The organism is Streptomyces bohaiensis (assembly GCF_012033785.1).
Classification (GTDB): Bacteria; Actinomycetota; Actinomycetes; order Streptomycetales; family Streptomycetaceae; genus Streptomyces; species Streptomyces bohaiensis.
Genome location: NZ_JAAVJC010000049.1, coordinates 1 through 24,862, shown reverse-complemented (window position 1 = coordinate 24,862; position 24,862 = coordinate 1). Strand labels below are relative to the sequence as shown.

Here is a 24,862-nt window from a genome sequence, read left to right as displayed (position 1 = left end):
CCCCCCCCCCCCCCCCACCCCTCTTCGGCGTTCCCGGCCGGCCCGCGCCCGCCCGGTCCGCCGCCGGCTCGCGTGCCACTGTCCGACGCCGCGCCGCCCGGGGGCGCTCACCCGCGCGGGGCGGGGCGTCTCCGTGCCCGGGGCGCACGCCGCCCACCCGGGAGGTGTGCCGAGGTGCCGCGCGCTGCCTCGGGACCCGACCGGAGGCCGGCATACCGGCGCGGCGCACGGGCATCACAGGTGTCACAGGAGCATCACCGATCATCGAGAATCTCATACGGAACATGTCAAGGGGGTGAATCCGGGAGAGGTGTGGACCTGTTCGCATGTCGGTCGCCGCGGGCGTGGCGACGATCACATCTGTCCGTTTCGCGGCAAAGAAGCCCATGCTCTATGTCCCTTTTGGGACCTGAGTCACATTGATTGTCATCTCATCGTGATCTCAAAATGCTGACTGCGCGGCCGTTATGGCCAATAGTTGGGGCGGTTGTGACTACCGGGACTGTGGTGGTCCGAGAGGTGCCGGGGATGGGTGGGAGTCAGGCTCCCCGCACGAGCGGCGCCGGATGAGCAAATGAATCCAAGGAGGCAGGGCCCATGCGCGGTGCGCGTAGCGCCAAGTGGGTGGCAGGTGCGATAGGTGTGGCTCTGGTCGCATCCGCCTGCGGCAGCGGCGACGACAACAGCAGCGGCTCCGGCGGCTCCGGTGACGGCGGCGGTGTCTTCACCGTCGACTCCGGCGAGCCCCAGAACCCGCTCGTCCCGACCGACACCAACGAGCAGTACGGTGCGCTGGTCATCGACAACGTCTTCGCCAACCTCGTGGACTTCGACGAGGACGGCGAGCTGGTCTACACCGCCGCCGAGTCGATCGACCGCAACGAGGACGGCACCGAGTGGACCGTCAACCTCCGTGACGGCTGGACCTTCCACGACGGCGAGGCGGTGACCGCCGAGTCCTACGTCAACGCGTGGAACTGGGCCGCCAACATCTCCAACAACCAGAAGAACAGCTACTGGTTCCAGGACATCGTGGGCTACGACGAGGTGCACCCCGAGGAGGGTGAGGCCACCGCCGAGACGATGTCCGGGCTGGAGGTCGTCGACGAGACCACCTTCACCATCAGCCTCAAGTCGCCGTTCTCGTACTACGACTACAAGCTCGGCTACAACCCGTTCACGCCGCTGCCCAGCAGCTTCTACGACGACCCCGAGGCGTTCGGCGAGAGCCCGGTCGGCAACGGCGCGTACAAGTTCGCCTCCTGGGAGCGCGAGCGGAAGATCACCCTGGAGGCCTACGAGGACTACCAGGGTGACAACGCGGCCCAGAACGACGGCGTCGAGCTGGTCACCTACACCAACCTCAACGCCGCCTACCAGGACCTGCTCTCCGGCAACCTGGACGTCATCCGCCAGGTCGACACCCAGAACCTGCCGGTCTTCAAGGACGACCTCGGCGACCGCGCGATCAGCCAGCCCTACATGGCCAACCAGACCATCGTCCCGGTCTTCTACAGCGAGACCTGGGAGGACATCGACCCGCAGGTGCTGCAGGGTCTGTCCATGGCGATCGACCGCGAGACCATCGTCAACACGGTCATGAACGGCTCCGTCACCGTCGCCACCGGCTTCGTCGCCCCCGGCGCCAAGGGGTACGAGGAGAACGCCGGCGGCGAGGTCATGCAGTTCGACCCGGAGAAGGCCAAGGAGCTGATCGACGAGGCCGGCGGTGTCCCCGGCAACGAGATCCGGATCCAGTACAACGCCGACGGCGGCCACGAGGCGTGGGTCACCGCGGTCTGCAACAGCATCCGCCAGGCCACCGGGGTCGAGTGCTCCGGCGACGCCAAGCCGGACTTCCAGACCGACCTCAACGCGCGTGACGCCAAGGAGGTCAAGTCGATGTACCGGGGTGGCTGGATCGCGGACTACCCGCTAAACGCCGCCTTCATGAAGGAGCTCTACGGCACCGGTTCCTCCGCCAACACCGGCTTCTTCTCCAACGAGGACGTCGACCGGATGTTCGCCGAGGGCGACTCCGCCGCCTCCCTCGACGAGACCGTCGCCGCCTACCAGGACGCCGAGAAGGAGCTCTTCGAGCTCATGCCGGCGATCCCGCTGTGGCACCAGCAGGTCAACGGTGGCTTCTCGGAGCGCGTCTCCGGCGTCACCTTCGACCCCTCCGGTCAGCCCGTCCTGACCGACGTCACCGTCGACTGAGACGACCGGCGCACGCAGCGGTGACCAGCCGCGGGCGTGCCGTGTGACACGAACAAGGGGGCCGATGCGCCACTCCGCGAACCGGAGTGGTGCGTCGGCCCCTCCAAGCTGACTTGGAGGAACCATGGGGCGCTACGTCGTGCGGCGACTGCTCCAGATGATCCCGGTCTTCATCGGGGCCACACTGCTGGTCTTCCTGATGATGTACGCGCTGCCCGGTGACCCGGTGCGGGCGCTCTACGGGGAACGCTCCGTCGACGAGGCGCAGATCGCCGCGATCAAGGCGGAGCTGGGGCTGGACCTGCCCCTCATGCAGCAGTACTGGAACTACCTGCTCGGCGTGTTCCAGGGCGACTTCGGCACACAGATAGCCTCCCGGCGCCCGGTGATGGACGTCATCACGCAGGCGCTGCCCGCCACGATCCGGCTGACCGTGCTGGCCTTCCTCATCACCGTGGTGCTCGGTGTGGGCATGGGCCTGGTCGCGGGGCTGCGCCGCGGCGGCAAGATCGACCGGGCGATTCTCTTCGTCACCCTGATCTTCATCTCGGTCCCGGTCTTCGTGATCGGCTACGCCTACCAGAACTTCTTCGCCAACACCCTGGGGTGGACGACCCCCACCGTCCGCGACCCGGAGGCATGGACGCAGCTGATCCTCCCGGCGCTGGTACTGGCCTCGCTGTCGCTCGCCTATGTCGCGCGGCTCACCCGGACGTCGATCGCGGAGAACGCCCGCGCCGACTACATGCGCACCGCGAAGGCGAAGGGGCTCTCCCGGCCCCGCGCCGTGACCGTCCACCTGATGCGCAACTCGCTCATCCCGGTGGTCACCTTCCTCGGTGTCGACATCGGGAACCTGATGGCCGGCGCGATCGTCACCGAGGGCATCTTCAACGTCCAGGGCATCGGCAGCGCCGTCTACCGGGCCTTGTCGTTCCGCGAGGGCGCGACGGTCGTCGGCATCGTCACCTTCATGATCGTCGTCTACCTCGTCGTCACCCTGCTCGTCGACCTGCTCTACGCGGTCCTGGACCCGAGGATTCGCTATGCCTGACCAGAACCTCACCGGTACCCGGTCCACCGCTCCGGTCGCGGAGGTGGCGCAGGCGGAGGCCGGGCCGCCGCCGGGCAAGCCCCGCTCGCTGTGGTCCGACGCCTGGAGCGACCTCCGGCGCAAGCCCAGCTTCCTGATCGCCGCCGCGATGATCCTGGTACTGATCGTCATCGCGGCCTTCCCCGGCCTGTTCACCTCCGCCAGCCCGCGCGACGCGGACCTCTCCGGTGCCTTCCTGCGCTCCCCGGAGCTGACGAAGTTCTTCTCCCCGGAGTGGTTCGGGTACGACAGCCAGGGCCGCTCGGTCTACGCGCGTGTCATCTACGGCACCCGGGCCTCGATCGTCATCGGTGTCTCGGTCACCGTCATCGTGCTGTTCGTCGGCAGCCTGGTCGGCATGATCGCCGGCTACTTCGGCGGCTGGGTCGACGCGGTCGTCTCGCGGATCGTGGACACCTTCATGGGCATCCCGTTCCTGCTGGGCGCGATGGTCATCCTGGTCTCCTTCGACGTGCGCGGGAAACTGGTGATCACCCTCGCGCTGGCCGTGCTCGGCTGGACCACCATCGCGCGCGTCATGCGCGGCTCGGTGATCTCCGTCAAGCAGGCGGACTACGTCCAGGCCGCCCGGTCGCTGGGGGCCGGCACCTGGCGCATCCTGCTGCGGCACGTGCTGCCCAACGCCATGGCGCCGGTGATCGTCGTCGCGATGGTCGCCCTCGGCGGCTACATCTCGGCCGAGGCGACGCTGTCCTACCTGGGCATCGGCCTGGCCGATCCCGCGATGTCGTGGGGCAGCGACATCAACACCGGCAAGGACCAGATCCGGGTCGCGCTGCACGTGCTGATCTTCCCCTCGATCATGCTCAGCGGCACCATCCTGGCGTTCCTGATGATGGGTGACGCCGTGCGCGACGCCCTCGACCCCAAGCTGCGCTGAGGGAGGCGTACCCGATGACAGAGACAGGTATCGACCTCGTCAAGAACGAGACGGCCGCCACCCCCGGCACCCCGTTGCTGGAGGTGCGCGACCTCCAGGTGGAGTTCCACACCCGCGAGGGTGTCGCCAAGGCCGTCAACGGTGTCAGCTACTCGGTCGAGGCCGGGGAGACGCTGGCGGTCCTCGGCGAGTCCGGCTCGGGCAAGTCGGTCACCGCGCAGGCGATCATGGGCATCCTCGACATGCCGCCCGGCCGCATCGCCGGCGGGGAGATCCTCTTCCAGGGCCAGGACCTGCTGGCGATGACCGAGGCGCAGCGGCGGAAGATCCGCGGCAACAAGATCGCGATGATCTTCCAGGACGCGCTCTCCTCGCTGAACCCGGTGCTCTCCGTCGGCTACCAGCTCGGCGAGATGTTCCGCGTCCACCGCGGGGCGTCCCGCAAGGAGGCCACGGCGCGGGCGGTGGAGCTGATGGAGCGGGTCCGCATCCCCGCCGCCAAGGACCGGGTGAACGACTACCCGCACGAGTTCTCCGGCGGCATGCGGCAGCGCATCATGATCGCCATGGCGCTGGCGCTGGAGCCGGACCTGATCATCGCGGACGAGCCGACCACCGCGCTGGACGTCACCGTCCAGGCCCAGGTGATGGACCTGCTCGCGGAGCTCCAGCAGGAGTACCGCATGGGGCTGATCCTCATCACCCACGACCTCGGCGTCGTCGCCGACGTGGCCGACCGCATCGCGGTGATGTACGCCGGCCGCATCGTGGAGCGCGGCGACGTCCGCGAGATCTACCGCACCCCGGCGCACCCGTACACCAAGGGGCTGCTGGAATCCATCCCGCGGTTGGACCAGAAGGGCAGCGACCTCTACGCGATCCGCGGCCTGCCGCCGACGCTGACCTCGCTCCCGGCCGGCTGCTCGTTCAGCCCCCGCTGCGACCGGGCCCGGGAGATCTGCCTCACCGAGCGCCCGCTGCCGGTCACCGTGCTCGACGCCGAGGGCGCGCCCGTGCCGGGCCGCTCCAGCGCGTGCCACTTCTGGAAGGAGACCCTCCATGGCTGACACCACCCGCGAGCCGATCCTGGAAGTGCGCAACCTCGTCAAGCACTTCCCGCTGACCCAGGGGATCGTCTTCCGCCGCCAGGTCGGCGCGGTCCGCGCCGTCGACGACATCTCGTTCACGCTGTACCCGGGGGAGACCCTGGGCATCGTGGGGGAGTCGGGGTGCGGGAAGTCCACCGTCGCCAAGCTGCTGATGAACCTGGAGCGGGCCACCGCCGGGGAGATCTTCTACAAGGGCGAGGACATCTCCAAGCTGTCCGGCCGGGCGCTCAAGGCGGTGCGGCGGAACATCCAGATGGTGTTCCAGGACCCGTACACCTCGCTCAACCCCCGGATGACGGTCGGTGACATCATCGGCGAGCCGTTCGACATCCACCCCGAGGCTGCGCCCAAGGGCGACAAGCAGGCACGGGTCCGGGAACTGCTGGACGTGGTCGGGCTGAACCCGGAGTACATCAACCGGTACCCGCACCAGTTCTCCGGCGGCCAGCGGCAGCGGATCGGCATCGCCCGCGGTCTGGCGCTCAACCCCGAGATCATCATCTGCGACGAGCCGGTCTCCGCGCTGGACGTCTCGGTGCAGGCCCAGGTCATCAACCTGATGGAGAAGCTCCAGGACGAGTTCGGTCTCTCCTACCTCTTCATCGCGCACGACCTGTCGATCGTGCGGCACATCTCCGACCGGGTCGGCGTGATGTACCTGGGGAAGATGGTGGAGATCGGCAGCGACGCCGCGATCTACGACCACCCGACCCACCCGTACACGCAGGCGCTGCTCTCCGCGGTGCCGCTGCCCGACCCGGACGCGCGGGAGGGCCGGGAACGGATCATCCTCACCGGCGACGTCCCCTCGCCCGCCAACCCGCCCTCCGGCTGCCGGTTCCGCACCCGCTGCTGGAAGGCGCAGGACCGCTGCGCGGAGGAACTGCCGCTGCTGGCGGTGCCGCAGCGGTACGCCGACGCCGACACGGCGGTGGCACACGACTCGGCTTGCCACTTCGCCGAGGAGAAGCCGCAGGTGACCCACGCCTGACGGCGCTGCCGCGGCCGACGCGGCGCGTCCGGCGTTCGCCGCGGCATGGCACGCGCCCCGGTTGCGGCATCCGAGCGTATTTGGGTCGATGATCACCCGAACGATTTACACATGGTGAGAAAAACCCCGCGAAGGGCGCTCTGATGGGCTGCGACTCACGATGTCGGCAGCCCGAGGAGGCACCCGATGCGCAAGGGCACCCGTCTGACGGCGGCAGTCGCCACCGCGACCGCCGCGGCCCTGCTGGCCACGTCCTGCGGCAGTGACTCCGGGGGTGGAGGCGGCGGGGACGGTACGGTGCGCGCCTCCTGGGGCGACCCGCAGAACCCGCTGGAGCCCGCCAACACCAACGAGGTGCAGGGCGGCAAGGTCATGGACATGATCTTCCGCGGCCTCAAGCGGTACAACCCCGAGACCGCCGCCGCCGAGGACGCGCTCGCCGAGTCGATCGAGACCGACGACCAGCAGAACTTCACCATCACGATCAAGCAGGGCTGGACGTTCAGCGACGGCACCGAGGTCACCGCCGACTCCTTCGTCGACGCCTGGAACTACGGCGCCAACATCGAGAACAACCAGATCAACAGCTACTTCTTCCAGTTCATCGACGGCTACGCCGACGTCCACCCCGAGGACGAGGGCGCCGACCCGACCGCCGACACCATGTCCGGTCTGGAGGTCGTCGACGACCACACCTTCACCGTCCGACTGACCGAGCCGTTCTCGCTCTGGCCGGACACCCTGGGGTACGCCGCCTACTCGCCGCTGCCCCGGTCGTTCTTCGACGACCACGACGCCTGGCTGGAGAAGCCCGTCGGCAACGGCCCGTACATGATCGACAGCTACGCCCGCAGCCAGTCGATGACCCTGGTCGAGTACGGGGACTACAGCGGTGACGACACGGCGCAGAACGACGGCGTCGAACTCCGCGTCTACACCGACAACAACACCGCGTACACCGACCTCCAGGCCGGGAACCTCGACGTCATCGACGACATCCCCGCCTCCCAGCTGAACAACGCCGACGCGGACCTCGGCGACCGGTACATCAACCAGCCCGCCGGGATCATCCAGACCGTCTCGTTCCCGCTCTACGACGACGCCTGGTCCGGCGAGGACATGGTCAAGGTCCGCCAGGGGCTGTCGATGGCGATCAACCGCGAGGAGATCACCAGCAAGATCTTCGCCGACACGCGCACCCCGGCCACCGACTTCACCTCCCCCGTGCTGGAGGAGTCCGGCGGCTACGAGCCCGACCTCTGCGGCGACATCTGCTCCTACGACCCCGAGCGGGCCAAGGAGATGATCGACGAGGCAGGCGGGCTGCCCGGCGGCACCGTCACCCTCACCTCCAACGTCGACACCGGCTCCCACCGGCAGTGGATGGACGCCGCCTGCAACAGCATCAACAACGCACTCGGCGACACCGGCGCCTGCACGGTCAACCCGGTGCCGACCTTCGCGGACTTCCGCAACCAGGTCACCTCCGACTCCATGACCGGCATGTTCCGCAGTGGCTGGCAGATGGACTACCCGCTGATCCAGAACTTCCTGCAGCCGCTGTACTACACCGATGCCTCCTCCAACGACTCCGGCTACAGCAGCGAGGAGTTCGACGACCTCGTCAACCGCGCCAACTCCGCGGACGACGAGGACGAGGCGATCGACCTCTTCAAGCAGGCGCAGCAGGTGCTGGTGGACGACATGCCGGTCATTCCGCTCTGGTACCAGAACGGCACCGCCGGCCACTCCGAGCGCGTCTCCGACGTGCGGCTCAACCCGTTCTCGGTGCCGGTCTACACGGACATCACCGTCTCCTGACGCCCCGTCGGGGGGCGCCGGCCGTCCGCCGCCACCGGCGGCGCGCCGGCGGCCCCCGGACCGCGACCACCTCACCGACAGGAGGGCCCGTGGGGCGTTACGTCATCCGGCGCCTGCTCCAGATGATCCCGGTGTTCATCGGCGCCACCTTTCTGATCTTCCTCATGGTGTACGCGCTCGGCGACCCGGTGACCGGACTCTTCGGAGACCGGGCCCCCGACGCGGCCACCGCCGCCCGGCTGCGCGCCGAGTTCAACCTCGACAAGCCGGTCTGGCTCCAGTACCTGCTCTACATGGGGAACATCTTCACCGGCGACTTCGGCACCGCCTTCAACGGCCGCCCGGTCACCGAGCTCCTCGCCCAGGCCATCCCGATCAGCTTCCGGCTGATGCTCGTCGCCATCGTCTTCGAGATCGTGCTCGGCATCGTGCTCGGCGTCGTCACCGGCCTGCGTCGCGGCCGCGCCGCCGACACCTCGGTGCTCATGGCCACCCTGGTGGTCATCGCCATCCCCACGTTCGTCCTCGGCACGACGCTCCAGTTCTTCCTCGGTGTCGAGCTGGGCTGGGTCAACCCGGCGGTGAGCCCCGCGGCGCCGTTCGACGAACTGATCGTGCCGGGCATCATCCTGGCGCTGGTCTCCCTCGCCTACGTCACCCGGCTCACCCGTACCTCGATCGTCGAGAACGCCCGGGCGGACTACGTGCGCACCGCGGTGGCCAAGGGGCTGCCGCGCCGCCGCGTCACCACGCGCCACCTGCTGCGCAACTCGCTGATCCCCGTGGTGACCTACCTCGGCGCGGACATCGGGACGTTGATGGCCGGCGCCATCGTCACCGAGCGCATCTTCAACATCCAGGGCGTCGGCTACCAGCTGTACGAGGGCATCCTGCGGCAGAACTCGCCCACCGTGGTGGGGTTCGTCGTCGTGCTGGTGCTGATCTTCCTCGTCGCCAACCTCCTCGTCGACCTCCTGTACGCCGTGCTCGACCCGAGGATCCGCTATGCCTGAGCCCACCCGGCCGGACACGCCGCTCGACGCCCAGGGCGCCGCCGTCGACGAGGCCGTGATCACCCGCACCGACCCCGGGCGCGCCCGGAGCCTCAGCTCCGACGCCTGGCACGACCTGCGGCGCAACCCCGTGTTCGTGATCTCCGCGCTGCTGATCCTCTTCCTGCTGGTGATCGCGGTCTGGCCGTCCAGCATCGCCACCCGCGACCCGCTGTACTGCCAGCTGTCGCGCTCCCTGGAAGGCCCCGCGCCGGGCCACTGGTTCGGCTTCGACACCCAGGGGTGCGACGTCTACACCCGTGTCGTCTACGGCGCCCGCGCCTCCATCGCCGTGGGCGTCTGCGCCACCCTCGGCGTCGCGGTGCTCGGCACCGTCGTCGGCGGGCTGGCCGGCTTCTTCGGCGGCTTCTGGGACGCCCTGCTCTCCCGCACCACCGACGTCTTCTTCGCCGTGCCGCTGGTCCTGGGCGCCATCGTCTTCCTGTCGATGATCAAGCTCAGCGGGATCTGGCCCGTGGTGCTGGTCATCGCGGCGCTCGGCTGGCCCCAGATCGCCCGCATCGCCCGCGGCGCGGTCATCACCGCCAAGCAGAACGACTACGTGCAGGCCGCCCGCGCCCTCGGCGCGAGCAACAGCCGCATCCTGCTGCGCCACATCCTGCCCAACGCGATCGCGCCGGTCATCGTCATGGCGACGATCATGCTCGGCACCATCATCGCCCTGGAGGCGACGCTGTCCTTCCTCGGCGTCGGGCTGCGGCCGCCGACCGTCTCCTGGGGGGTCGACATCTCGGCCGCCTCCGACGGGATGCAGTTCCGCAACGCGCCCCACATCCTGCTCTACCCGGCCGCCGCGCTCTCGCTCTGCGTCCTGGCCTTCATCATGATGGGCGACGCCGTCCGGGACGCCCTCGACCCGAAGCTGAGGTGACGCCCCGATGACGGACGACCGGCTGCTCGAAGTACGCGACCTCGAGGTGGAGTTCACCACCCGGGACGGAGTGGTGCGCGCACTCAACGGCGTCAGCTACGGCGTGGACGCCGGGGAGACGCTGGCGGTCCTCGGCGAGTCCGGCTCGGGGAAGTCGGTCACCGCGCAGGCGATCATGGGCATCCTCGACATGCCACCCGGCCGGATCACCGGCGGCGAGATCATCTTCCAGGGCCGCGACCTGCTGCGGCTCTCCGGGGAGGAGCGCCGCCGCATCCGCGGCCCGAAAATGGCGATGATCTTCCAGGACGCGCTCTCCTCGCTGAACCCGGTGCTCTCCGTCGGCTACCAGCTCGGCGAGATGTTCCGCGTCCACCGCGGGGCGTCCCGCAAGGAGGCCACGGCGCGGGCGGTGGAGCTGATGGAGCGGGTCCGCATCCCCGCCGCCAAGGACCGGGTGAACGACTACCCGCACGAGTTCTCCGGCGGCATGCGGCAGCGCATCATGATCGCCATGGCGCTGGCGCTGGAGCCGGACCTGATCATCGCGGACGAGCCGACCACCGCGCTGGACGTCACCGTCCAGGCCCAGGTGATGGACCTGCTGGCCGACCTCCAGCGCGAGTACCGCATGGGGCTGATCCTCATCACCCACGACCTCGGGGTCGTCGCCGACACCGCCGACCGCATCGCGGTGATGTACGCCGGCCGCATCGTCGAGAACGCCCCGGTCAAGGAGTTGTACGCCGCCCCCGCCCACCCGTACACCAAGGGGCTGCTGGACTCCATCCCCCGACTGGACCAGAAGGGCGGGCAGCTCTACGCCATCCGCGGCCTGCCGCCCAACCTGCTCCACGTGCCCGGCGGCTGCCCCTTCCACCCGCGGTGCCCCCGGGTGCGCGACCGCTGCCGCACCGACCTCCCCCCGCTCTACGCCGTCTCGGAGCAGGCCGCCGACGGCGCCGCCGACGCCACCGGTGAACGGGCCGAGGCCGTCTCCGCCGACCCGGCGCAGGACGAGATCGCCCGCGTCCCCGAGCTCGGGGCGCGCTCCAGCGCCTGCCACTACTGGAAGGAGACCGTCGATGACGCCCGGCGCACGTGAGCCGATCCTGGAGGTCCGCGACCTCGTCAAGCACTTCCCGCTGACGCAGGGGATCGTCTTCCGCCGCCAGGTGGGGGCGGTGCGGGCCGTCGACGGCATCTCCTTCGCGCTGTACCCGGGGGAGACGCTCGGCATCGTGGGGGAGTCGGGGTGCGGGAAGTCCACCGTCGCCAAGCTGCTGATGAACCTGGAACGCCCCACCGCCGGCTCGGTGTTCTACAAGGGCGAGGACATCTCCGCCCTGTCCGGGCGGGCGTTGAAGGCGGTGCGGCGGAACATCCAGATGGTGTTCCAGGACCCGTACACCTCGCTCAACCCCCGGATGACGGTCGGCGACATCATCGGAGAGCCGTTCGACATCCATCCGGACGTCGCCCCCAAGGGCGACCGGCGCCGCCGCGTCCGGGAACTGCTGGACGTGGTCGGGCTGAACCCGGAGTACATCAACCGGTACCCGCACCAGTTCTCCGGCGGCCAGCGGCAGCGCATCGGGATCGCCCGCGGCTTGGCGCTCAACCCCGAGATCATCGTCGCCGACGAGCCGGTCTCCGCGCTGGACGTCTCGGTGCAGGCCCAGGTCATCAACCTGATGGAGAAGCTCCAGGACGAGTTCGGCCTCGCCTACATGGTCATCGCGCACGACCTGTCGATCGTCCGGCACATCTCCGACCGGGTCGGCGTGATGTACCTGGGGAAGATCGTCGAGATCGGCAGCGACACCGCCATCTACGACCACCCCACGCACCCCTACACCCAGGCGCTGCTCTCCGCCGTCCCCGTCCCCGACCCGCAGGCGCGGGAGGGCCGGGAGCGGATCATCCTCACCGGTGACGTCCCCTCGCCCGCCAACCCGCCCTCCGGCTGCCGGTTCCGCACCCGCTGCTGGAAGGCGCAGGAGCGGTGCGAGCGGCAGGAGCCGCCGCTGGCGCTGCCACCGGTGCTGGCGGACCGCACCGGCGAGGTGCTGCACGACTCGGCCTGCCACTTCGCCGAGGAGAAGCCGCGCGTGGCGCACGGTTGACCCGGCGCTGCGCCGGGCTGCGGCCGGGACGCACGACCGGAGGGCGGGACGGACACGATGGCCGCCCCGCCCTCCGTATTTACGGCACCCGCACGGCCGTGGCCCCAGTGTGCGGTGTCCGCATATCGGGCGGGCGTCCGCCGAGTTGCCCCCGTGTTAACCCCCCGGAGGCGGCGTTGTCGGGTTTGCCGGACATGGGTCACGGATGCGCGCGTGCGCCCCGCCTCTGCTCCGATGCACCGACCTGTGCGGCCTCACGGACAGTTAGGATCCACGGCGCAGGGTGGGTAGGACTTTCGGCAGTCGTTCCCCCGTGCCGCTCACCCCTGTCCGCTCGCTGTATCGGAGGTACACCGTGGCCCTGTCCGTCTCCGCGGTGCTGCTGCTCGCAATCCTGGTGTTCATTCTCATCAAGAAGGCCGGGATGAAGACCCTCCACGCGGTGGTCTGCATCCTGTTCGGCTTCTACCTCGCCAACACCAACATCGCCCCCACCATCAACGAGGTGACCTCCAGTGTCGGCGGCATGATCAACAGCATCAGCTTCTGACCGCCCGGCGCCCGCGGCGCCGGGCCCCACCGGACCCGGCTCCCGGGGACGGGGCCGATAGGCTCACCCCATGAGCGACGGCCCCCCCGGTGTCCTGCTGGTGCACGCGCACCCCGACGACGAGTCGATCAACAACGGCGTCACCATGGCCGCCTGCGTGGAACTCGGTGTGCCGGTGACGCTCGTGACCTGCACCCGCGGCGAGGAGGGTGAGGTCATCCCCGCGTCGCTCGCGGAGCTGACCTCCGACCGGGAGGACCGTCTCGGCGCCCACCGGGTCACGGAACTGGCCGACGCGATGGCCGAACTCGGCGTCACCGACCACCGGTTCCTCACCATCGCGGGCGAGACGCCCCGGGACTCCGGAATGATGGGCCTGCCCCACAACGAGCGCCCCGGGGCCTTCTGGGGCGTCGACCTGGACCGCGCCGCCGCCGAACTGGCCGCGGTGATCCGCGAGACCCGGCCCGCCACCGTCATCACCTACGACCCCGACGGCGGCTACGGGCACCCGGACCACATCCAGGCCCACCGGGTCGCCACCCGCGCCGTCGAACTCGCCGCCGCGCCGGAGCCGCCCGGCCTCCGCTCCGATCCCCCCGCGGCCGCCCCCGCGCGACCGCACCGGGTGGCACGCGTGCTGTGGAACAGCGTCCCGCGGTCTGCGGCCGAGGCGGCCCTCCGCCGGCTGCGCGACACCGGGCCGCACGGCGACGCGAGCCGGGTGGGCCCCGACGGCGGCCCCGCCACGGCGGTCGCCGCGCTCGCCGACATCCCCGGCGTCGTCGACGAGGCCGCGATCGACTGGCGTGTCGAGGGCAGCGACCGACAGGTCTCGGCCAAGGCGGCTGCGATGCGCGCGCACCGCAGCCAGGTCACGGTGGTGCCGAGCCGGACGGGGGCTCCCGAGACCGAGTTCGTGCTGTCCAACGTCCTCCTCCAGCCGCTGTGGCCCACCGAGTGGTACCGGCTTGTTTCCGGGGAGCCGTTCGGCGCAGACGACGCCGGGCCGTTCCTGCCCGGTGCGCCCTGTCCCGACGGCGAGACCGGCGAGACCGACGGCACCGGGGGTTCGCGACCCGGAACGGTCCGCCCGTGACCGGCGCCGCCCGTTCCGAGCGGGTCCCGGTCGGTGGCGGCACCCGGCCGGGCCCCGGGCGGGTCCTGGCCTACCTGGGTCTCGGCCTCGCGGGCTTCCTCGTCGCCGTCGCCGGAGCGCTGGTCCAGGCCGCCTGGTTCCCGGTCGGTCTGCTGCTGGCGCTCGCCGGAGCGGTCGGACTGTTCTGGGGCGGTGCGCTGGTGACTCGCGCCAAGCTCGGCGTCGCCGTGCCGGCGGGGCTGTGGGCCGTCACGGTGCTGGTGCTCACCGCCACCCGGCCGCAGGGGGACTTCCTCTTCGGTGCCGAGGCGTCGAGCTACCTCTTCCTCCTCGGAGGGATGGGTGCCGCCGGGCTCTGCCTGGCCCTCGCACCGGCCGACCGGCCGCTCTTCGACCCCACGCGCCCGCTGGGCGGGGGCAGATCGGGCACACCACCCCGTAAGGGTGGCTGAACACCTCGGCGGGCACTGACCTTACCCATCGAACGTGGCTGCCAATCCCGCCACCGGCGGATACCACGGTGCGGGTCCCAGTATGGTGGGGCTCGCCGTTCGTTCCCGGCAGATCGCGGACCGGCCGGTGAAACCAATCGGGAGATCCTGCCTTGAGTCGTGAAAAAGACAGCCCGACCCCCTCGTTCGGGGGGCGGGAGCCCTACGGGGACAACCCCACTCCGGGTGCGTCCGACGGACCGGGCGCCGCCAAGCCCGGTGACAAGAAGACCGAGACCACCATGACCACGCGCATCCGGATCAACATCCCGGGTTCGCGGCCGATCCCCCCGGTGGTCATGCGCGAGCCGGTCCAGAAGCAGGACGAGCCGCCGACGCCGCCCCGGCAGTCCCGCCCGCCCGAGGCGGAGCAGGGCGCCGAGCCGTCCGCCGCGGGCCGGCCCGATCCGGGGGCGGCCGCGGCGAAGAAGGCCAGCTCCTGGTTCGAGCCGCGCAAGCCGCTGGCTCCGGGGGCGACACCGCCCGGCGGTGTGCCCCGCCAGGACGGCCCCGCCGACGGCGGCGCGCGCGGCGACACGCCGCCCGGCGGCACTCCCGGCGCGACGCCCCCCGGTGGCGTGCCGCGCGGTGACACACCGCCCGGCGGCTCGGGCGCGGTACCCCCGCTGCCCAAGCGCGACGTCGGCGCCGCCCCGCCGGCCGCGCCCTCCTTCCCGGGTTTCGGCACCCGAGGTCCCGCGGGCCCGACCAGCGGACCTGCCAGCGGTGACATGCCGCTGCCGCGGGCCGACCGTCCGGCGGGCGCCCCGCAGGAGGTCGGCAACACCACCATGGACCTCGGCGGTCCGCTGCCCCGCAGCTCCAACGCCGAGGCCGCGGAGCGCTGGGCCCGGGACAGCCAGACCACCCAGGCGATGCCCGCGGCCGGACAGGTCGCCCCGGCCGGGTCGCCGGTCCTCACCGACCCGTTCCAGCACGCGGAGACGCCCCCGCCGAGTCCGTTCGGCGGCCCGCTGAGCGCGCCGCTCCCCGACCGCGAGCAGTCCGCGGCGGAGCCCGAACCGCCGGCAGCCGCGGGGAAGCCGAAGAAGAAGAAGCGGTCCGTCGTCAAACTGGCGATCGTCGCCGCCGGCGGCGTGCTGGTACTGGCCTACGGTGCGGGGCTGCTGCTGAACCAGGAGGAGGTGCCGACCGGTACGACCGTGCTCGGTCACGAGATCGGCGGGTCCGGCCAGAACGCGGTCGCGACGCTCAACTCCGCGCTCGCGGGCCCCATGGAATCCGACCTGACGCTGGTCGTGGAGGGCGAGGAGATCCCGCTGAAGCCCAGCGTGGCGGGGCTGTCGATCGACACCGAGGCGACCGTCCGCAACGCCAGCGGGACGGACTACAACCCGGTCGCCGTGCTCGGCTCGCTCGTCGGCGGTTCCCAGGAGGTCGCCCCCGTCTGGTCCGTCGACGAGGAGAAGTTGGCGGCCGCGCTGAGCGACGTCACCGCCGACCTCGGCGGCGCACCCGTCGACGGCTCGGTCTCGCTGGCCGGCGGCGTCCCCGAGGCGGTCTACGGCGAACCCGGGACGGGCGTGGACGTCGAGTCCGCCGCCCCGTTGGTGCGGGAGGCGTTCCAGCAGCGCGCGGCCAGTGGCGACGACGTACCCGTGGCGCTCAGCGCCACCACCGTCGAGCCGGAGATCGGCGAGGCGGAGGTGGACCGCGCGATGGCCGAGTTCGCCGAGCCCGCGATGTCCGGCACGGTCACCGTCGCGGCGGGTGAGGGCGGGCCCTCCATCCAGTTCAGCCCGGAGAACTCGCTGCACCGCTTCATCACCATGGAGGCGGTCGGAGGCCGGTTGGTCGACTCCTACGACCTGGAGACGCTCGAGACGCTGTACGGCGGCACGTTCGTCGGTATCGAGGTCGCCCGCGGCGACGGCAGCAGCACCCCGGTGACCCCGGAGGACGTCGTCAGCGCCCTCCGCGGGGCCCTGCTGGAGACCGCTCCCGAGGACCGGATCGGCTACATCGACCTCGGCTGACCTCCGAGGCGGCGACGCCCCCGACGGCCGTGGCGGCCCGCTGCCACGGCCGTCGACCGTTTCCCGGGAGCCGTCTCCCGACGACCCCGGGAGCCGGCTCACGGCGCCGCTTCGCGGCGGCGGCCCGTCGCCGCGGCCGACCGGCGCGGCGTCAGCCGAGGGGAGCCCGACGGTAGTGGTAGTGGTGGTGCACGGTGAACCCGAGGCGCTCGTAGAGCGTGTGCGCCGCCTCGTTGTCGCGTTCCACCTGGAGGTACGCCGCCGAGGCGCCCTCCGCGAGCGCCGCCCGCGCCAACTCCGCCATCACCGACCGCGCCAGACCCCGGCGGCGCCGGTCCGGTGCCACCTCGATCGAGGCGAACCCCGCCCACCGGCCGTCGACCACGCAGCGCCCCACCGCCGCCGGTCCGTCGCGGTCCTCGTCGCCGTCCGTCCGGGGCGCGTACGCGAAGAGGACCGACGGCCCCGAGGGCAGCAGCCGCCGCGCCGCCGCCGGGTCCCGGTCGGCGTTGCGGTAGCCGCGCAGCCAACGCGCCGTCAACACGCGACCGACCGTCACCCGGGTGTCCGGCGCGCGGTCGGCGAGGGGCGCCAGGGGCGCGACGCGCACCACCGCCGGCTTCTCCGCGCTCCAGCCGAGTCCGGCGAGCCGCTCGGCCAGCAGTTCCCGGCCCCCGGCGGCACCGCCGGTCGGCACGTGCAGCAGCGCGGGAAGGCCGCGTTCGGCGTACCAGCGCCGCACCGCGTCGAGATCGAGCCGTTCGTCCCCGGCGGCGTCGTCGCTGGCCGGCACCGCGGAGTTGGCGCGGTTGGTCCACCCCTCTGCGGCGCGCAGCAGCCAGCCGTCCTGCTCCCGGGAGACCAGCGCCGGCCAGCCGCGGGCCGCGACCCGGGTCAGCTCCGCGACCCCCGCCGCGGGAGCGCCGCCGCGCCGCGCGGGGGCCGCGGGGACCACCTTCGCGGCGACCACGTCACAGGTGGCAAGCGTCACCGCGGTGCCGTCGCGGCGGGTCACCACCACGCGCTCCGCCGACCAGTGGGTCAGCACGCCGAGCGTGTCGGTGAACCGCGCGCCCGGGGACTCCTCGCCGGTCAGCGAGCGCACCGAGACCCGCCGTCCCACGTCGCCCGCGCCGATCCGCACCTCCATGCGTACGCCCAAGGTGAACTCCACTCGCTTGTCCGCCCCTCGTGTGCGCGCCGCCCTTCCGACCCGCGATACTAGGTGCTGAGCATCGACCGCGCTCCCGCGCGCCACTTGGGCGGAGCCACTTCGGACCGCCGTCCCGACTGAGGAGGAACGACAGCGTGACCTACGTCATCGCGGAGCCCTGTGTCGACCTGAAGGACAAGGCCTGTATCGAGGAGTGCCCCGTGGATTGCATCTACGAGGGCGAGCGGATGCTCTACATCCACCCCGATGAGTGCGTGGACTGCGGCGCGTGCGAGCCGGTCTGCCCCGTGGAGGCCATCTTCTACGAGGACGACACTCCGGAGGAGTGGAAGGACTACTACAAGGCGAACGTCGAGTTCTTCGACGAGCTGGGTTCCCCCGGCGGGGCCAGCAAGCTGGGCCTCATCGAGCGGGACCACGCGGTGGTGGCCGCGCTGCCGCCCCAGCAGCACGACGAGTGACCGACGGCTGACGTGACCGGCCGGCCCCGCGCCGGCCTCCGTCCGGTCCCGCACGGTCCACCGTGCGGGACCGCGTCGTCCCCGCCAGGCGTCTCCTGCCAGGCGCCTCCGCCCTCCGTCACCGTCGGTGGCCCGGCGGAGCCGCGCCCGCCGCGCGGGGGAGGCGCCCGACGCCGCGCGCCCCGCGCACACCCCGCCGCCCCGCCGGGGCGGCACCGCACCAGAGAGCGAGTCCCACCCGTGAGCCAGCCCGTCTCCCCGCTCACCTCCCGGCTGCCCGTCTTTCCCTGGGACCGGCTGGAGCCGTACCGGGAGACCGCCCGGGCGCACCCCGGCGGCCTGGTGGACCTCTCCGTCGGCACCCCCGTCGACCCGGTGCCGGCGGTGGTGCAGCGCGCCCTCGCCGACGCGGCCGACCGCCCCGGCTACCCGACCGTCTGGGGCACCGCGGCGCTGCGGGACGCGATCACCGGCTGGTGCGAGCGGCGACTGGGCGCGGTGGCGGTGAGCCACCACGAGGTACTGCCCGTCGTGGGCTCCAAGGAACTGGTCGCCTGGCTGCCGACGCAGCTCGGACTCGGCCCGGGCGACCGCGTCGCCTGCCCTCGGGCGGCCTACCCGACCTACGAGGTGGGCGCGCGGCTCGCGGGCGCGGAGCCGGTGCTCTACGACGACGTCCTCGAACTCGACCCGACCGGGCTCCGGCTGCTGTGGCTCAACTCGCCCAGCAACCCGACCGGCCGGGTGCTCTCCCCCGAGGAGCTGCGGGCCGCGGTGGCCTGGGCGCGCCGCCACGGGGTGCTGCTGCTCAGCGACGAGTGCTACCTGGAGCTGGGGTGGGAGGCCGACCCGGTCTCGGTGCTCCACCCCGACATCTGCGGGGGGGACCGCAGCGGGGTGATCGCGGTCCACTCGCTGTCCAAGCGTTCGAACCTCGCCGGATACCGGGCCGCGTTCCTCGCCGGGGACGCCGCCGTCCTGGGCGAACTGCTCCAGATCCGCAAGCACGGCGGGATGATGCTGCCCGCGCCGGTGCAGGAGGCCATGACGGTGGCGCTGGGCGACGACCGCCACGTCGCCGAGCAGCGCGAGCGGTACGCGGCCCGCCGGTCCGCCCTGCGGGCCGCGCTGGAGGCCGCAGGGTTCCGCATCGAGCACAGCGAGGCCTCGCTGTACCTGTGGGCGACGCGCGACGAGCCCTGCTGGGAGACGGTGGCCCGGCTCAGCGAGCGCGGCGTGCTGGTGGCGCCGGGAGACTTCTACGGCAGCGCGGGGGAGCGGTTCGTCCGGGTGGCGCTGACCGCCACCGACGAGCGGGTCGCGGAGGCCGTGCGCCGCCTCGCCTGACGGCCGACGGCGGGCGGGAGCGTCGTGCCCCGCCCGCCGCACGCACCGGAGCCCGGCTGCCCCGAGACGGGGGAGCCGGGCTGCGGTGTCGGCGCGCGGTGGTGGACCGCCGGGCGGCCGTCGGGCCGTCGGCCGCCGGGGAGTGCCGGTGCGGGGACCGGCGGTGGTGGAGCGTCAGCCCATCAGGCCCATGCCGGGGACGCCGCCGGCGGGGAGCGGCGCGTTGAGGCCGGGCACCGGGCCGGGCAGGCCCTTCCCGGAGAGCTGCGAGGTGGTCTCGCCGACCACGGTGGCGGCCGCGCCGGTGGCGGCGCCCGCGGTTTCGGTGATGCTCGGCTCGGTGGCGGAACGGCTGAGCGAGCCCGCCGCCTTGCCGACGGCCGGGACCGCCGCCTTGACCGCTTCGCCGCCGATCTCCCCGGCGACCGCGGAGGTGTTCTGGAGGGCGGAGTCGGTCTTGTCGCCGAGGGAGGCGGTGTCCAGGTTGCTCAGGCCGCCGAGGTCGGTGGTCGGCAGCGACAGCGCGGAGGCGGAGCCGGCGGAGGCGACCACCGGGGCGGCGCCCGCCGCGATCACGAGCGCGACCTTGGCCATGCGGCGCTTGAGGGCGTTGGACATGTTTCTCCTTAGCGACGGGTTCCGAGCGTGTGCCACGACGGCGGGTGCCCGGCCGCTGCTCCGCGGGGAGCGCGGACGGACGTCCTGACTATCGTCCGCGAGCGGTTCGAGGTTGCGGCCCCCGTGGTAAAGGATTGGTAATGCGTCGCATTATCGGCGGCGCTCGTCAATGGCGCGCGCGAATTCCATGTTCCTGCGGGTGAATATCCATACCGGAAAACGGTGTTGGCCCCGTGCCCGCGACGGCCTCGTCACCCCCGGACGGTCAGCAGGATCTCCCCGGCGTCGGCACCGCTCTCGGTCCACCCCGCCCCGGCGTCCTCCACCGCCCACTGCCGCCCGTCGAACTCCACCGACTCGATGCCGAGTTGCACCGCGTGCACCACCGACCAGTGCGCCAGCGCCCACCCGCGGCCCTTCGGCGCGTCCGGGGGCACCGGCACGGCGAGCCCCTCGGCGGAGACGACCGGCGCAGGCGCTCCCGGGAAATCGGCGGCCAACCGCTCGGCCACCGCGGCCGGATCGCCCGACACCGGTTCGGCGGAGCCGCGGCTGCACACCACCGCGGCGGACTCCCGGCCGGTGAACGCCGCGGCCATGACAGTGGCCTCCGGCTCGTGCTTGGCGTACTCGTCGGGGAAGGCGCTGCGCTGCACCTCCTGCGCCGCCACGGTCAGCGGCAGCTCCAGGTAGTCCGGCACATCGACCAGATGGTCGTAGAACTGGCCGGACGCGTAGACCGGATCCATGATCTCCGCGATCGAGCCCCACCCCATCGACGGCCGCTGCTGGAACAGCCCCACCGAATCCCGGTCGCCGTAGTCGATGTTGTAGAGGCTGGACTCCTGCATGGCCGTCGCCACCGCTATCACCATGGCCCGTTCCGGCAGTTCCCGGGTCGACCCGACGACGGTCACCGTGGCCGCGTTCGCCGCCTGCTGCGGTGCGAGCCGGTAGGGCTCGCCCTGGCGGGCGCCGTCACGGTCGGCGACGGTGCAGTGCGCGGCCCGGACGGGGGGCTGCGTCTCCCGGTGCACGACCACGTAGACGGCGATCCCCGCGAGGACGGTCAGGGCGACGACCGCGCGGAGCAGTCGACGGCGCCACGGGCGCCGTGTCGGCGCGGGGGTGTTGGACACGCTCATAAGGTAACCGCTGGTCGTCGGGGTGCGGTCTGCGGGTAGCCTCGCCCCATGCAGCGACCCACCCTCGACCTCAGCCTGGACGCCGCCGCCCTGACCGCGCAGCTGGTGGACATCCCCTCGGTCAGCGGCTCGGAGGAGCCGCTCGCGGACGCGGTGGAGGCGGCGCTGCGCGGCCTCGGCCACCTCCGGGTCGACCGCTGGGGCAACAACGTCGTCGCCCGCACCGAACTCGGCCGGGCCGAGCGGGTGGTGCTGGCCGGCCACCTCGACACCGTGCCGATCGCCGACAACGTCCCCTCCCGGCTGGACGAGGACGGCGTGCTGTGGGGCTGCGGCACCAGCGACATGAAGTCCGGCGTGGCGGTCCAGCTGCGGATCGCGGCCACCGTCCCCGAGCCCAACCGCGACCTGACCTTCGTCTTCTACGACAACGAGGAGGTCGAGGCGGACCGCAACGGCCTCGGCCGGCTCGCGGCGGTCCACCCCGACTGGCTCACCGGTGACTTCGCCGTCGTCCTCGAACCGTCCGGCGGCGAGGTCGAGGGCGGGTGCCAGGGCACGCTGCGGGTCGTGCTGCGCACCGAGGGCGTCCGCGCCCACTCCGCCCGCAGCTGGATGGGCGCCAACGCGCTGCACGCCGCCGCCCCCGTGCTCGCCCGGCTCGCCTCCTACGAGCCGCGGCGCCCGGTCATCGACGGGCTGGAGTACCACGAGGGGCTCAACGCCGTGCGGATCGGCGGCGGGGTCGCGGGCAACGTGATCCCCGACGTCTGCGAGATCGCGGTCAACTACCGCTACGCGCCCGACCGCGACGAGGAGGCGGCGCTCGCCCACGTCCGCGAGGTGTTCGCCGACTGCGGCCTCGCCTCCCTCACGGTCGAGGACCACTCGCCGGGCGCGCTGCCCGGCCTCTCGCACCCGGCCGCCCAGGCGTTCATGGCCGCGGTCGGCGGCGAGGCGCGGCCCAAGTTCGGCTGGACCGACGTCGCCCGCTTCAGCTCCCTCGGCGTGCCGGCCGTCAACTACGGACCCGGGGAGCCGAGTCTGGCCCACAAGCGGGACGAGCGTGTCGAGACCGCCCGCATCCACCACTGCGAGGAGCGGCTGCGGGCCTGGCTCGCCGGCGCCTGATCGACGGCGCCTGCCCCGCGCCGCCTGCCCGCGCCGTGCGTGCAGCGCGCCGGGCCCGCGGCGGCGCGGGGGCGACGGGCGCCGCACCCCGCCGCGACCGCAGGTGTTCACACCCGGGCCACGTCAGGAACCGTAGGGTGAGGTCAGCGGCACGTCGCGCGTTCGCCGAGGGCGCCCGCGACGGCCCGCGCAGTCCGGCCGGAGCACCGGCCCGCAGACGGCAGTACCCGGGCGCGCCCCCGGGAGCCCGCCGGCCTCCGCAGGAGCCGGCCGCGGCCCGACGCGCCCGGCACGACGCAGGTGGTGGAAGGAGTCGCGATGAGCAGCACGGAACGCAACGAGGCGGTCGAGGTCGACGTGGAGGGCCGGGAGTACGGCCGCCCCGACGGCCGCAGCGAGCAGGTCCTCGGCCCGGTGGTCCGCCGCCGGGACCAGATGGTGCCCGGTACCACCGACCAGCGGCTGCTGGACACCCGTGGGCCCTCCGACTGGGTGCACAGCGACCCCTGGCGCGTGCTGCGGATCCAGTCCGAGTTCGTCGAGGGCTTCGGGGCGCTCGCAGAACTCGGCCCGGCCATCAGCGTCTTCGGCTCCGCCCGCACCCCGGCCGGCTCGCCCGAGTACGAGACGGGCCGCCGCATCGGCGCCGCCCTGGTCGACGCCGGCTACGCGGTGATCACCGGCGGCGGCCCCGGTGCGATGGAGGCCGCCAACCGCGGGGCCAGCGAGGCCGACGGCGTCTCGGTCGGCCTCGGGATCGAGCTGCCCTTCGAGCAGGGGCTCAACGAGTACGTCAACATCGGCGTGAACTTTCGCTACTTCTTCGTCCGCAAGACGATGTTCGTCAAGTACGCCCACGGGTTCGTGGTGCTGCCCGGCGGGTTCGGCACGCTGGACGAGCTGTTCGAGGCGCTGACCCTGCTGCAGACCGGCAAGGTCACCCGGTTCCCGATCGTGCTCTTCGGCAGCGCCTACTGGAGCGGCCTCGCGGACTGGCTGCGCGAGACGATGATCGCGCAGGGCAAGGCGTCGCCCCACGACGAGCAGCTCTTCTCCATCACCGACGACGTCGACGAGGCGATCGCGCTGGTGACCAGGGTCACCGCGGAGGGCTGAACCCGGCGGGCGCGCCCGGCCCGGGCGCCCCCGCCGGGATCAGCGCGTGGGTGAGACCCCGCCTCGGATCGGCCCGCGGCCTCGGGCGCGGCACGGCGGCGGGGTGGCACGGCGGCGGGGCGCCCTCGTACCACCCTCGTAGCGGCCGGAGTTCGGGCCTTCCAGGCGACGCGGCAGCGGGCCGTACCCGGCGTCGCCGGCCGGTGTCGGGCCGCACACCGGCTCTCAGGCCAGGCCTCGGCGGGCGACCGCGGGCTGGGCCCGCCCCGCGATGGCCGCGACCATGCGCAGCACCTGCGCGGTCTCCGCCACCTCGTGCACGCGGTAGACCTGCGCGCCCAGCCAGGCGGAGACGGCGGTCGTCGCGAGCGTCCCCAGCAGCCGCTCCTTCAGCGGCACGTCGAGCGTTTCCCCGACGAAGTCCTTGTTGGAGAGCGAGACCAGCACCGGCCAGCCGGTCGCCGTCATCTCCGGCAGCCGCCGCGTCGCCTCCAGCGAGTGGCGGGTGTTCTTGCCGAAGTCGTGCCCGGGGTCGATCAGCACCGACTCGCGCGGCACTCCCAGCTCCACGGCGCGCTCCGCCAGCGCCGTCGTGACGCGCAGCACGTCCGCCATGACGTCCGGGTACTCCACGCGGTGCGGGCGGGTCCGCGGCCGCGCGCCGCCCGCGTGGGTGCAGACCAGCCCCACCCCGTACCGCCCCGCCACCTCCGCCAGCCGGGGGTCGACCCCGCCCCACGCGTCGTTGAGCAGGTCGGCGCCCGCCTCGCACACCGCCGTCCCCACCTCGTGCCGCCAGGTGTCGACGCTGATCACGACCGACGGGTGGCGGCGGCGCACCTCCGCGACGAAGCCGACGGTGCGCCGGATCTCCTCGGCGGCGTCCACCTCCTCGCCGGGCCCCGCCTTGACCCCGCCGATGTCGATGATCGCCGCTCCCTCGTCGACGGCGCGCCCCACCCGCTCCAGCGCCGGCTCGTCCAGGAACGTCGCGCCCCGGTCGTAGAACGAGTCGGGGGTCCGGTTGACGATGGCCATGATCACCGGCTCGTCGGGGGCGAACTCTCGGGTACCCAGTCGCAGCATGCTGCGAGAATACGGCGGGGCCGGGCGCGGCCCGGCGGTGACCAGCGACAGGAGGGCCGGCCGTGTTCGTGTGGCTGATGGTGGCGATGGTGGTCGTGATCGGCGGGGTGACGCTGGCGGTCCTCGGCAGCGGCGACGGGTCCGGCGGGCCGACCTCCGGCGGACTGCCCGAGGCCGCTCCGGACCGGCCCGACGACCCGCTGCCCCAGGACCGCGCGGTCGCCCCGGCGGACCTGGCCGCGCTGCGGCTCCCGGTGGCGCCCCGGGGCTACCGGATGGGCGACGTCGACGAGGTGCTGGACCGGCTCGCGGCGGAGCTCGCCGACCGCGACGAACGGATCGAGGAGCTGCGCGTCGCGCTGGCCGGCGCCCAGGCGTACGCCGTCAGTCACGGCCCCGCCGACCACGGCGCCGGCGCCGGGCCCGCCGGTACGGCCGGGGG

The 24,862-nt window shown here is 72.3% G+C and carries 23 protein-coding genes; 19 read left to right on the top strand and 4 right to left on the bottom strand.

Annotated elements, in window-relative coordinates:
* Positions 1 to 597: 597 nt before the first annotated feature.
* The 14 genes from HCN52_RS08775 to HCN52_RS08710 all read left to right on the top strand — a co-directional run bounded on the left by HCN52_RS08775 (position 598) and on the right by HCN52_RS08710 (position 16,342).
* Positions 598 to 2,220, top strand: a complete 1,623-nt coding sequence (locus HCN52_RS08775) for a peptide ABC transporter substrate-binding protein (RefSeq protein WP_168087816.1) — start codon at positions 598 to 600, stop codon at positions 2,218 to 2,220.
* Between the two features lie 124 nt (positions 2,221 to 2,344).
* Positions 2,345 to 3,274, top strand: a complete 930-nt coding sequence (locus tag HCN52_RS08770) for an ABC transporter permease (protein WP_168087815.1) — start codon at positions 2,345 to 2,347, stop codon at positions 3,272 to 3,274.
* Positions 3,267 to 4,214, top strand: coding sequence for an ABC transporter permease (locus HCN52_RS08765; protein WP_168087814.1), 948 nt, complete (start codon positions 3,267 to 3,269; stop codon positions 4,212 to 4,214). The genes HCN52_RS08770 and HCN52_RS08765 overlap by 8 nt, the downstream gene beginning before the upstream one ends.
* Before the next feature lie 14 nt (positions 4,215 to 4,228).
* Positions 4,229 to 5,281: an ABC transporter ATP-binding protein gene (locus HCN52_RS08760; RefSeq protein WP_168087813.1), complete on the top strand. Its 1,053-nt coding sequence runs from the start codon at positions 4,229 to 4,231 to the stop codon at positions 5,279 to 5,281.
* Positions 5,274 to 6,314, top strand: coding sequence for an ABC transporter ATP-binding protein (locus HCN52_RS08755; RefSeq protein ID WP_168087812.1), 1,041 nt, complete (start codon positions 5,274 to 5,276; stop codon positions 6,312 to 6,314). Before HCN52_RS08760 ends, HCN52_RS08755 begins: the two co-directional genes overlap by 8 nt.
* Before the next feature lie 186 nt (positions 6,315 to 6,500).
* Complete coding sequence (locus HCN52_RS08750; protein ID WP_168087811.1) at positions 6,501 to 8,135, top strand: peptide ABC transporter substrate-binding protein; 1,635 nt, start codon at positions 6,501 to 6,503, stop codon at positions 8,133 to 8,135.
* 89 nt (positions 8,136 to 8,224) lie between these two features.
* Complete coding sequence (locus HCN52_RS08745; protein ID WP_167972032.1) at positions 8,225 to 9,148, top strand: ABC transporter permease; 924 nt, start codon at positions 8,225 to 8,227, stop codon at positions 9,146 to 9,148.
* Complete coding sequence (locus HCN52_RS08740) at positions 9,141 to 10,079, top strand: ABC transporter permease (RefSeq protein ID WP_168087810.1); 939 nt, start codon at positions 9,141 to 9,143, stop codon at positions 10,077 to 10,079. Before HCN52_RS08745 ends, HCN52_RS08740 begins: the two co-directional genes overlap by 8 nt.
* Before the next feature lie 7 nt (positions 10,080 to 10,086).
* On the top strand, positions 10,087 to 11,184 hold the full coding sequence (locus tag HCN52_RS08735) for an ABC transporter ATP-binding protein (RefSeq protein ID WP_168087809.1): 1,098 nt from the start codon (positions 10,087 to 10,089) through the stop codon (positions 11,182 to 11,184).
* Complete coding sequence (locus tag HCN52_RS08730; protein ID WP_168087808.1) at positions 11,165 to 12,205, top strand: ABC transporter ATP-binding protein; 1,041 nt, start codon at positions 11,165 to 11,167, stop codon at positions 12,203 to 12,205. Before HCN52_RS08735 ends, HCN52_RS08730 begins: the two co-directional genes overlap by 20 nt.
* 355 nt (positions 12,206 to 12,560) lie before the next feature.
* Complete coding sequence (locus tag HCN52_RS08725) at positions 12,561 to 12,755, top strand: hypothetical protein (protein ID WP_167933830.1); 195 nt, start codon at positions 12,561 to 12,563, stop codon at positions 12,753 to 12,755.
* Between the two features lie 70 nt (positions 12,756 to 12,825).
* Entirely contained in the window at positions 12,826 to 13,854 is a 1,029-nt protein-coding gene (mshB, locus tag HCN52_RS08720; RefSeq protein ID WP_168087807.1) for an N-acetyl-1-D-myo-inositol-2-amino-2-deoxy-alpha-D-glucopyranoside deacetylase, read from the top strand.
* Positions 13,851 to 14,306, top strand: coding sequence for a DUF6113 family protein (locus HCN52_RS08715; protein WP_312876610.1), 456 nt, complete (start codon positions 13,851 to 13,853; stop codon positions 14,304 to 14,306). Before mshB ends, HCN52_RS08715 begins: the two co-directional genes overlap by 4 nt.
* Before the next feature lie 152 nt (positions 14,307 to 14,458).
* On the top strand, positions 14,459 to 16,342 hold the full coding sequence (locus tag HCN52_RS08710; RefSeq protein WP_168087806.1) for a peptidoglycan binding domain-containing protein: 1,884 nt from the start codon (positions 14,459 to 14,461) through the stop codon (positions 16,340 to 16,342).
* A gap of 151 nt (positions 16,343 to 16,493) precedes the next feature.
* Here HCN52_RS08710 and HCN52_RS08705 read toward each other — a convergent pair whose 3' ends face one another.
* Entirely contained in the window at positions 16,494 to 17,516 is a 1,023-nt protein-coding gene (locus HCN52_RS08705; protein ID WP_168087805.1) for a GNAT family N-acetyltransferase, read from the bottom strand.
* Between the two features lie 134 nt (positions 17,517 to 17,650).
* Here HCN52_RS08705 and fdxA point away from each other — a divergent pair, with 134 nt between their 5' ends.
* Together fdxA and dapC are read left to right on the top strand one after the other, a co-directional pair.
* Positions 17,651 to 17,977 carry a ferredoxin gene (gene fdxA, locus HCN52_RS08700; RefSeq protein ID WP_168087804.1) on the top strand — a complete coding sequence of 109 codons (327 nt, stop codon included), beginning with the start codon at positions 17,651 to 17,653 and terminating at the stop codon, positions 17,975 to 17,977.
* A 240-nt stretch (positions 17,978 to 18,217) separates the two neighbouring features.
* Positions 18,218 to 19,324: a succinyldiaminopimelate transaminase gene (dapC, locus tag HCN52_RS08695; protein ID WP_168087803.1), complete on the top strand. Its 1,107-nt coding sequence runs from the start codon at positions 18,218 to 18,220 to the stop codon at positions 19,322 to 19,324.
* Positions 19,325 to 19,498: 174 nt separating this feature from the next.
* Here dapC and HCN52_RS08690 read toward each other — a convergent pair whose 3' ends face one another.
* Positions 19,499 to 19,942 (bottom strand): ATP-binding protein, encoded by a 444-nt coding sequence (locus HCN52_RS08690; RefSeq protein ID WP_209314321.1) that lies wholly within the window; start codon positions 19,940 to 19,942, stop codon positions 19,499 to 19,501.
* 251 nt (positions 19,943 to 20,193) lie between these two features.
* Positions 20,194 to 21,087, bottom strand: a complete 894-nt coding sequence (locus HCN52_RS08685; RefSeq protein WP_168087802.1) for a hypothetical protein — start codon at positions 21,085 to 21,087, stop codon at positions 20,194 to 20,196.
* 48 nt (positions 21,088 to 21,135) lie between these two features.
* On the opposite strand from HCN52_RS08685, the gene dapE reads away from it, so the two are divergent.
* Together dapE and HCN52_RS08675 are read left to right on the top strand one after the other, a co-directional pair.
* Positions 21,136 to 22,218 carry a succinyl-diaminopimelate desuccinylase gene (gene dapE / locus HCN52_RS08680; RefSeq protein WP_168087801.1) on the top strand — a complete coding sequence of 361 codons (1,083 nt, stop codon included), beginning with the start codon at positions 21,136 to 21,138 and terminating at the stop codon, positions 22,216 to 22,218.
* 318 nt (positions 22,219 to 22,536) lie between these two features.
* Positions 22,537 to 23,334 carry an LOG family protein gene (locus tag HCN52_RS08675; RefSeq protein ID WP_168087800.1) on the top strand — a complete coding sequence of 266 codons (798 nt, stop codon included), beginning with the start codon at positions 22,537 to 22,539 and terminating at the stop codon, positions 23,332 to 23,334.
* Between the two features lie 225 nt (positions 23,335 to 23,559).
* Here HCN52_RS08675 and folP read toward each other — a convergent pair whose 3' ends face one another.
* Positions 23,560 to 24,420 carry a dihydropteroate synthase gene (gene folP, locus HCN52_RS08670; protein ID WP_168087799.1) on the bottom strand — a complete coding sequence of 287 codons (861 nt, stop codon included), beginning with the start codon at positions 24,418 to 24,420 and terminating at the stop codon, positions 23,560 to 23,562.
* Positions 24,421 to 24,482: 62 nt separating this feature from the next.
* Between folP and HCN52_RS08665 the strand changes: the two genes are divergently transcribed.
* The coding region (locus tag HCN52_RS08665; RefSeq protein ID WP_312876608.1) for a DivIVA domain-containing protein at positions 24,483 to 24,862 on the top strand (380 nt) is incomplete at its 3' end.

What these genes read in the sequence shown, in the direction of transcription:
- HCN52_RS08770 (WP_168087815.1), top strand. Translation starts at nt 2,345, where the DNA reads ATGGGGCGCTACGTCGTGCGGCGACTGCTCCAGATGATCCCGGTCTTC.
- mshB (WP_168087807.1), top strand. Translation starts at nt 12,826, where the DNA reads ATGAGCGACGGCCCCCCCGGTGTCCTGCTGGTGCACGCGCACCCCGAC.
- HCN52_RS08685 (WP_168087802.1), bottom strand. Translation starts at nt 21,087, where the DNA reads ATGAGCGTGTCCAACACCCCCGCGCCGACACGGCGCCCGTGGCGCCGT.
- HCN52_RS08755 (WP_168087812.1), top strand. Translation starts at nt 5,274, where the DNA reads ATGGCTGACACCACCCGCGAGCCGATCCTGGAAGTGCGCAACCTCGTC.
- HCN52_RS08690 (WP_209314321.1), bottom strand. Translation starts at nt 19,942, where the DNA reads ATGTCCAACGCCCTCAAGCGCCGCATGGCCAAGGTCGCGCTCGTGATC.
- folP (WP_168087799.1), bottom strand. Translation starts at nt 24,420, where the DNA reads ATGCTGCGACTGGGTACCCGAGAGTTCGCCCCCGACGAGCCGGTGATC.
- HCN52_RS08775 (WP_168087816.1), top strand. Translation starts at nt 598, where the DNA reads ATGCGCGGTGCGCGTAGCGCCAAGTGGGTGGCAGGTGCGATAGGTGTG.
- HCN52_RS08765 (WP_168087814.1), top strand. Translation starts at nt 3,267, where the DNA reads ATGCCTGACCAGAACCTCACCGGTACCCGGTCCACCGCTCCGGTCGCG.
- HCN52_RS08735 (WP_168087809.1), top strand. Translation starts at nt 10,087, where the DNA reads ATGACGGACGACCGGCTGCTCGAAGTACGCGACCTCGAGGTGGAGTTC.
- HCN52_RS08675 (WP_168087800.1), top strand. Translation starts at nt 22,537, where the DNA reads ATGAGCAGCACGGAACGCAACGAGGCGGTCGAGGTCGACGTGGAGGGC.
- HCN52_RS08740 (WP_168087810.1), top strand. Translation starts at nt 9,141, where the DNA reads ATGCCTGAGCCCACCCGGCCGGACACGCCGCTCGACGCCCAGGGCGCC.
- dapE (WP_168087801.1), top strand. Translation starts at nt 21,136, where the DNA reads ATGCAGCGACCCACCCTCGACCTCAGCCTGGACGCCGCCGCCCTGACC.
- HCN52_RS08730 (WP_168087808.1), top strand. Translation starts at nt 11,165, where the DNA reads ATGACGCCCGGCGCACGTGAGCCGATCCTGGAGGTCCGCGACCTCGTC.
- HCN52_RS08750 (WP_168087811.1), top strand. Translation starts at nt 6,501, where the DNA reads ATGCGCAAGGGCACCCGTCTGACGGCGGCAGTCGCCACCGCGACCGCC.
- HCN52_RS08760 (WP_168087813.1), top strand. Translation starts at nt 4,229, where the DNA reads ATGACAGAGACAGGTATCGACCTCGTCAAGAACGAGACGGCCGCCACC.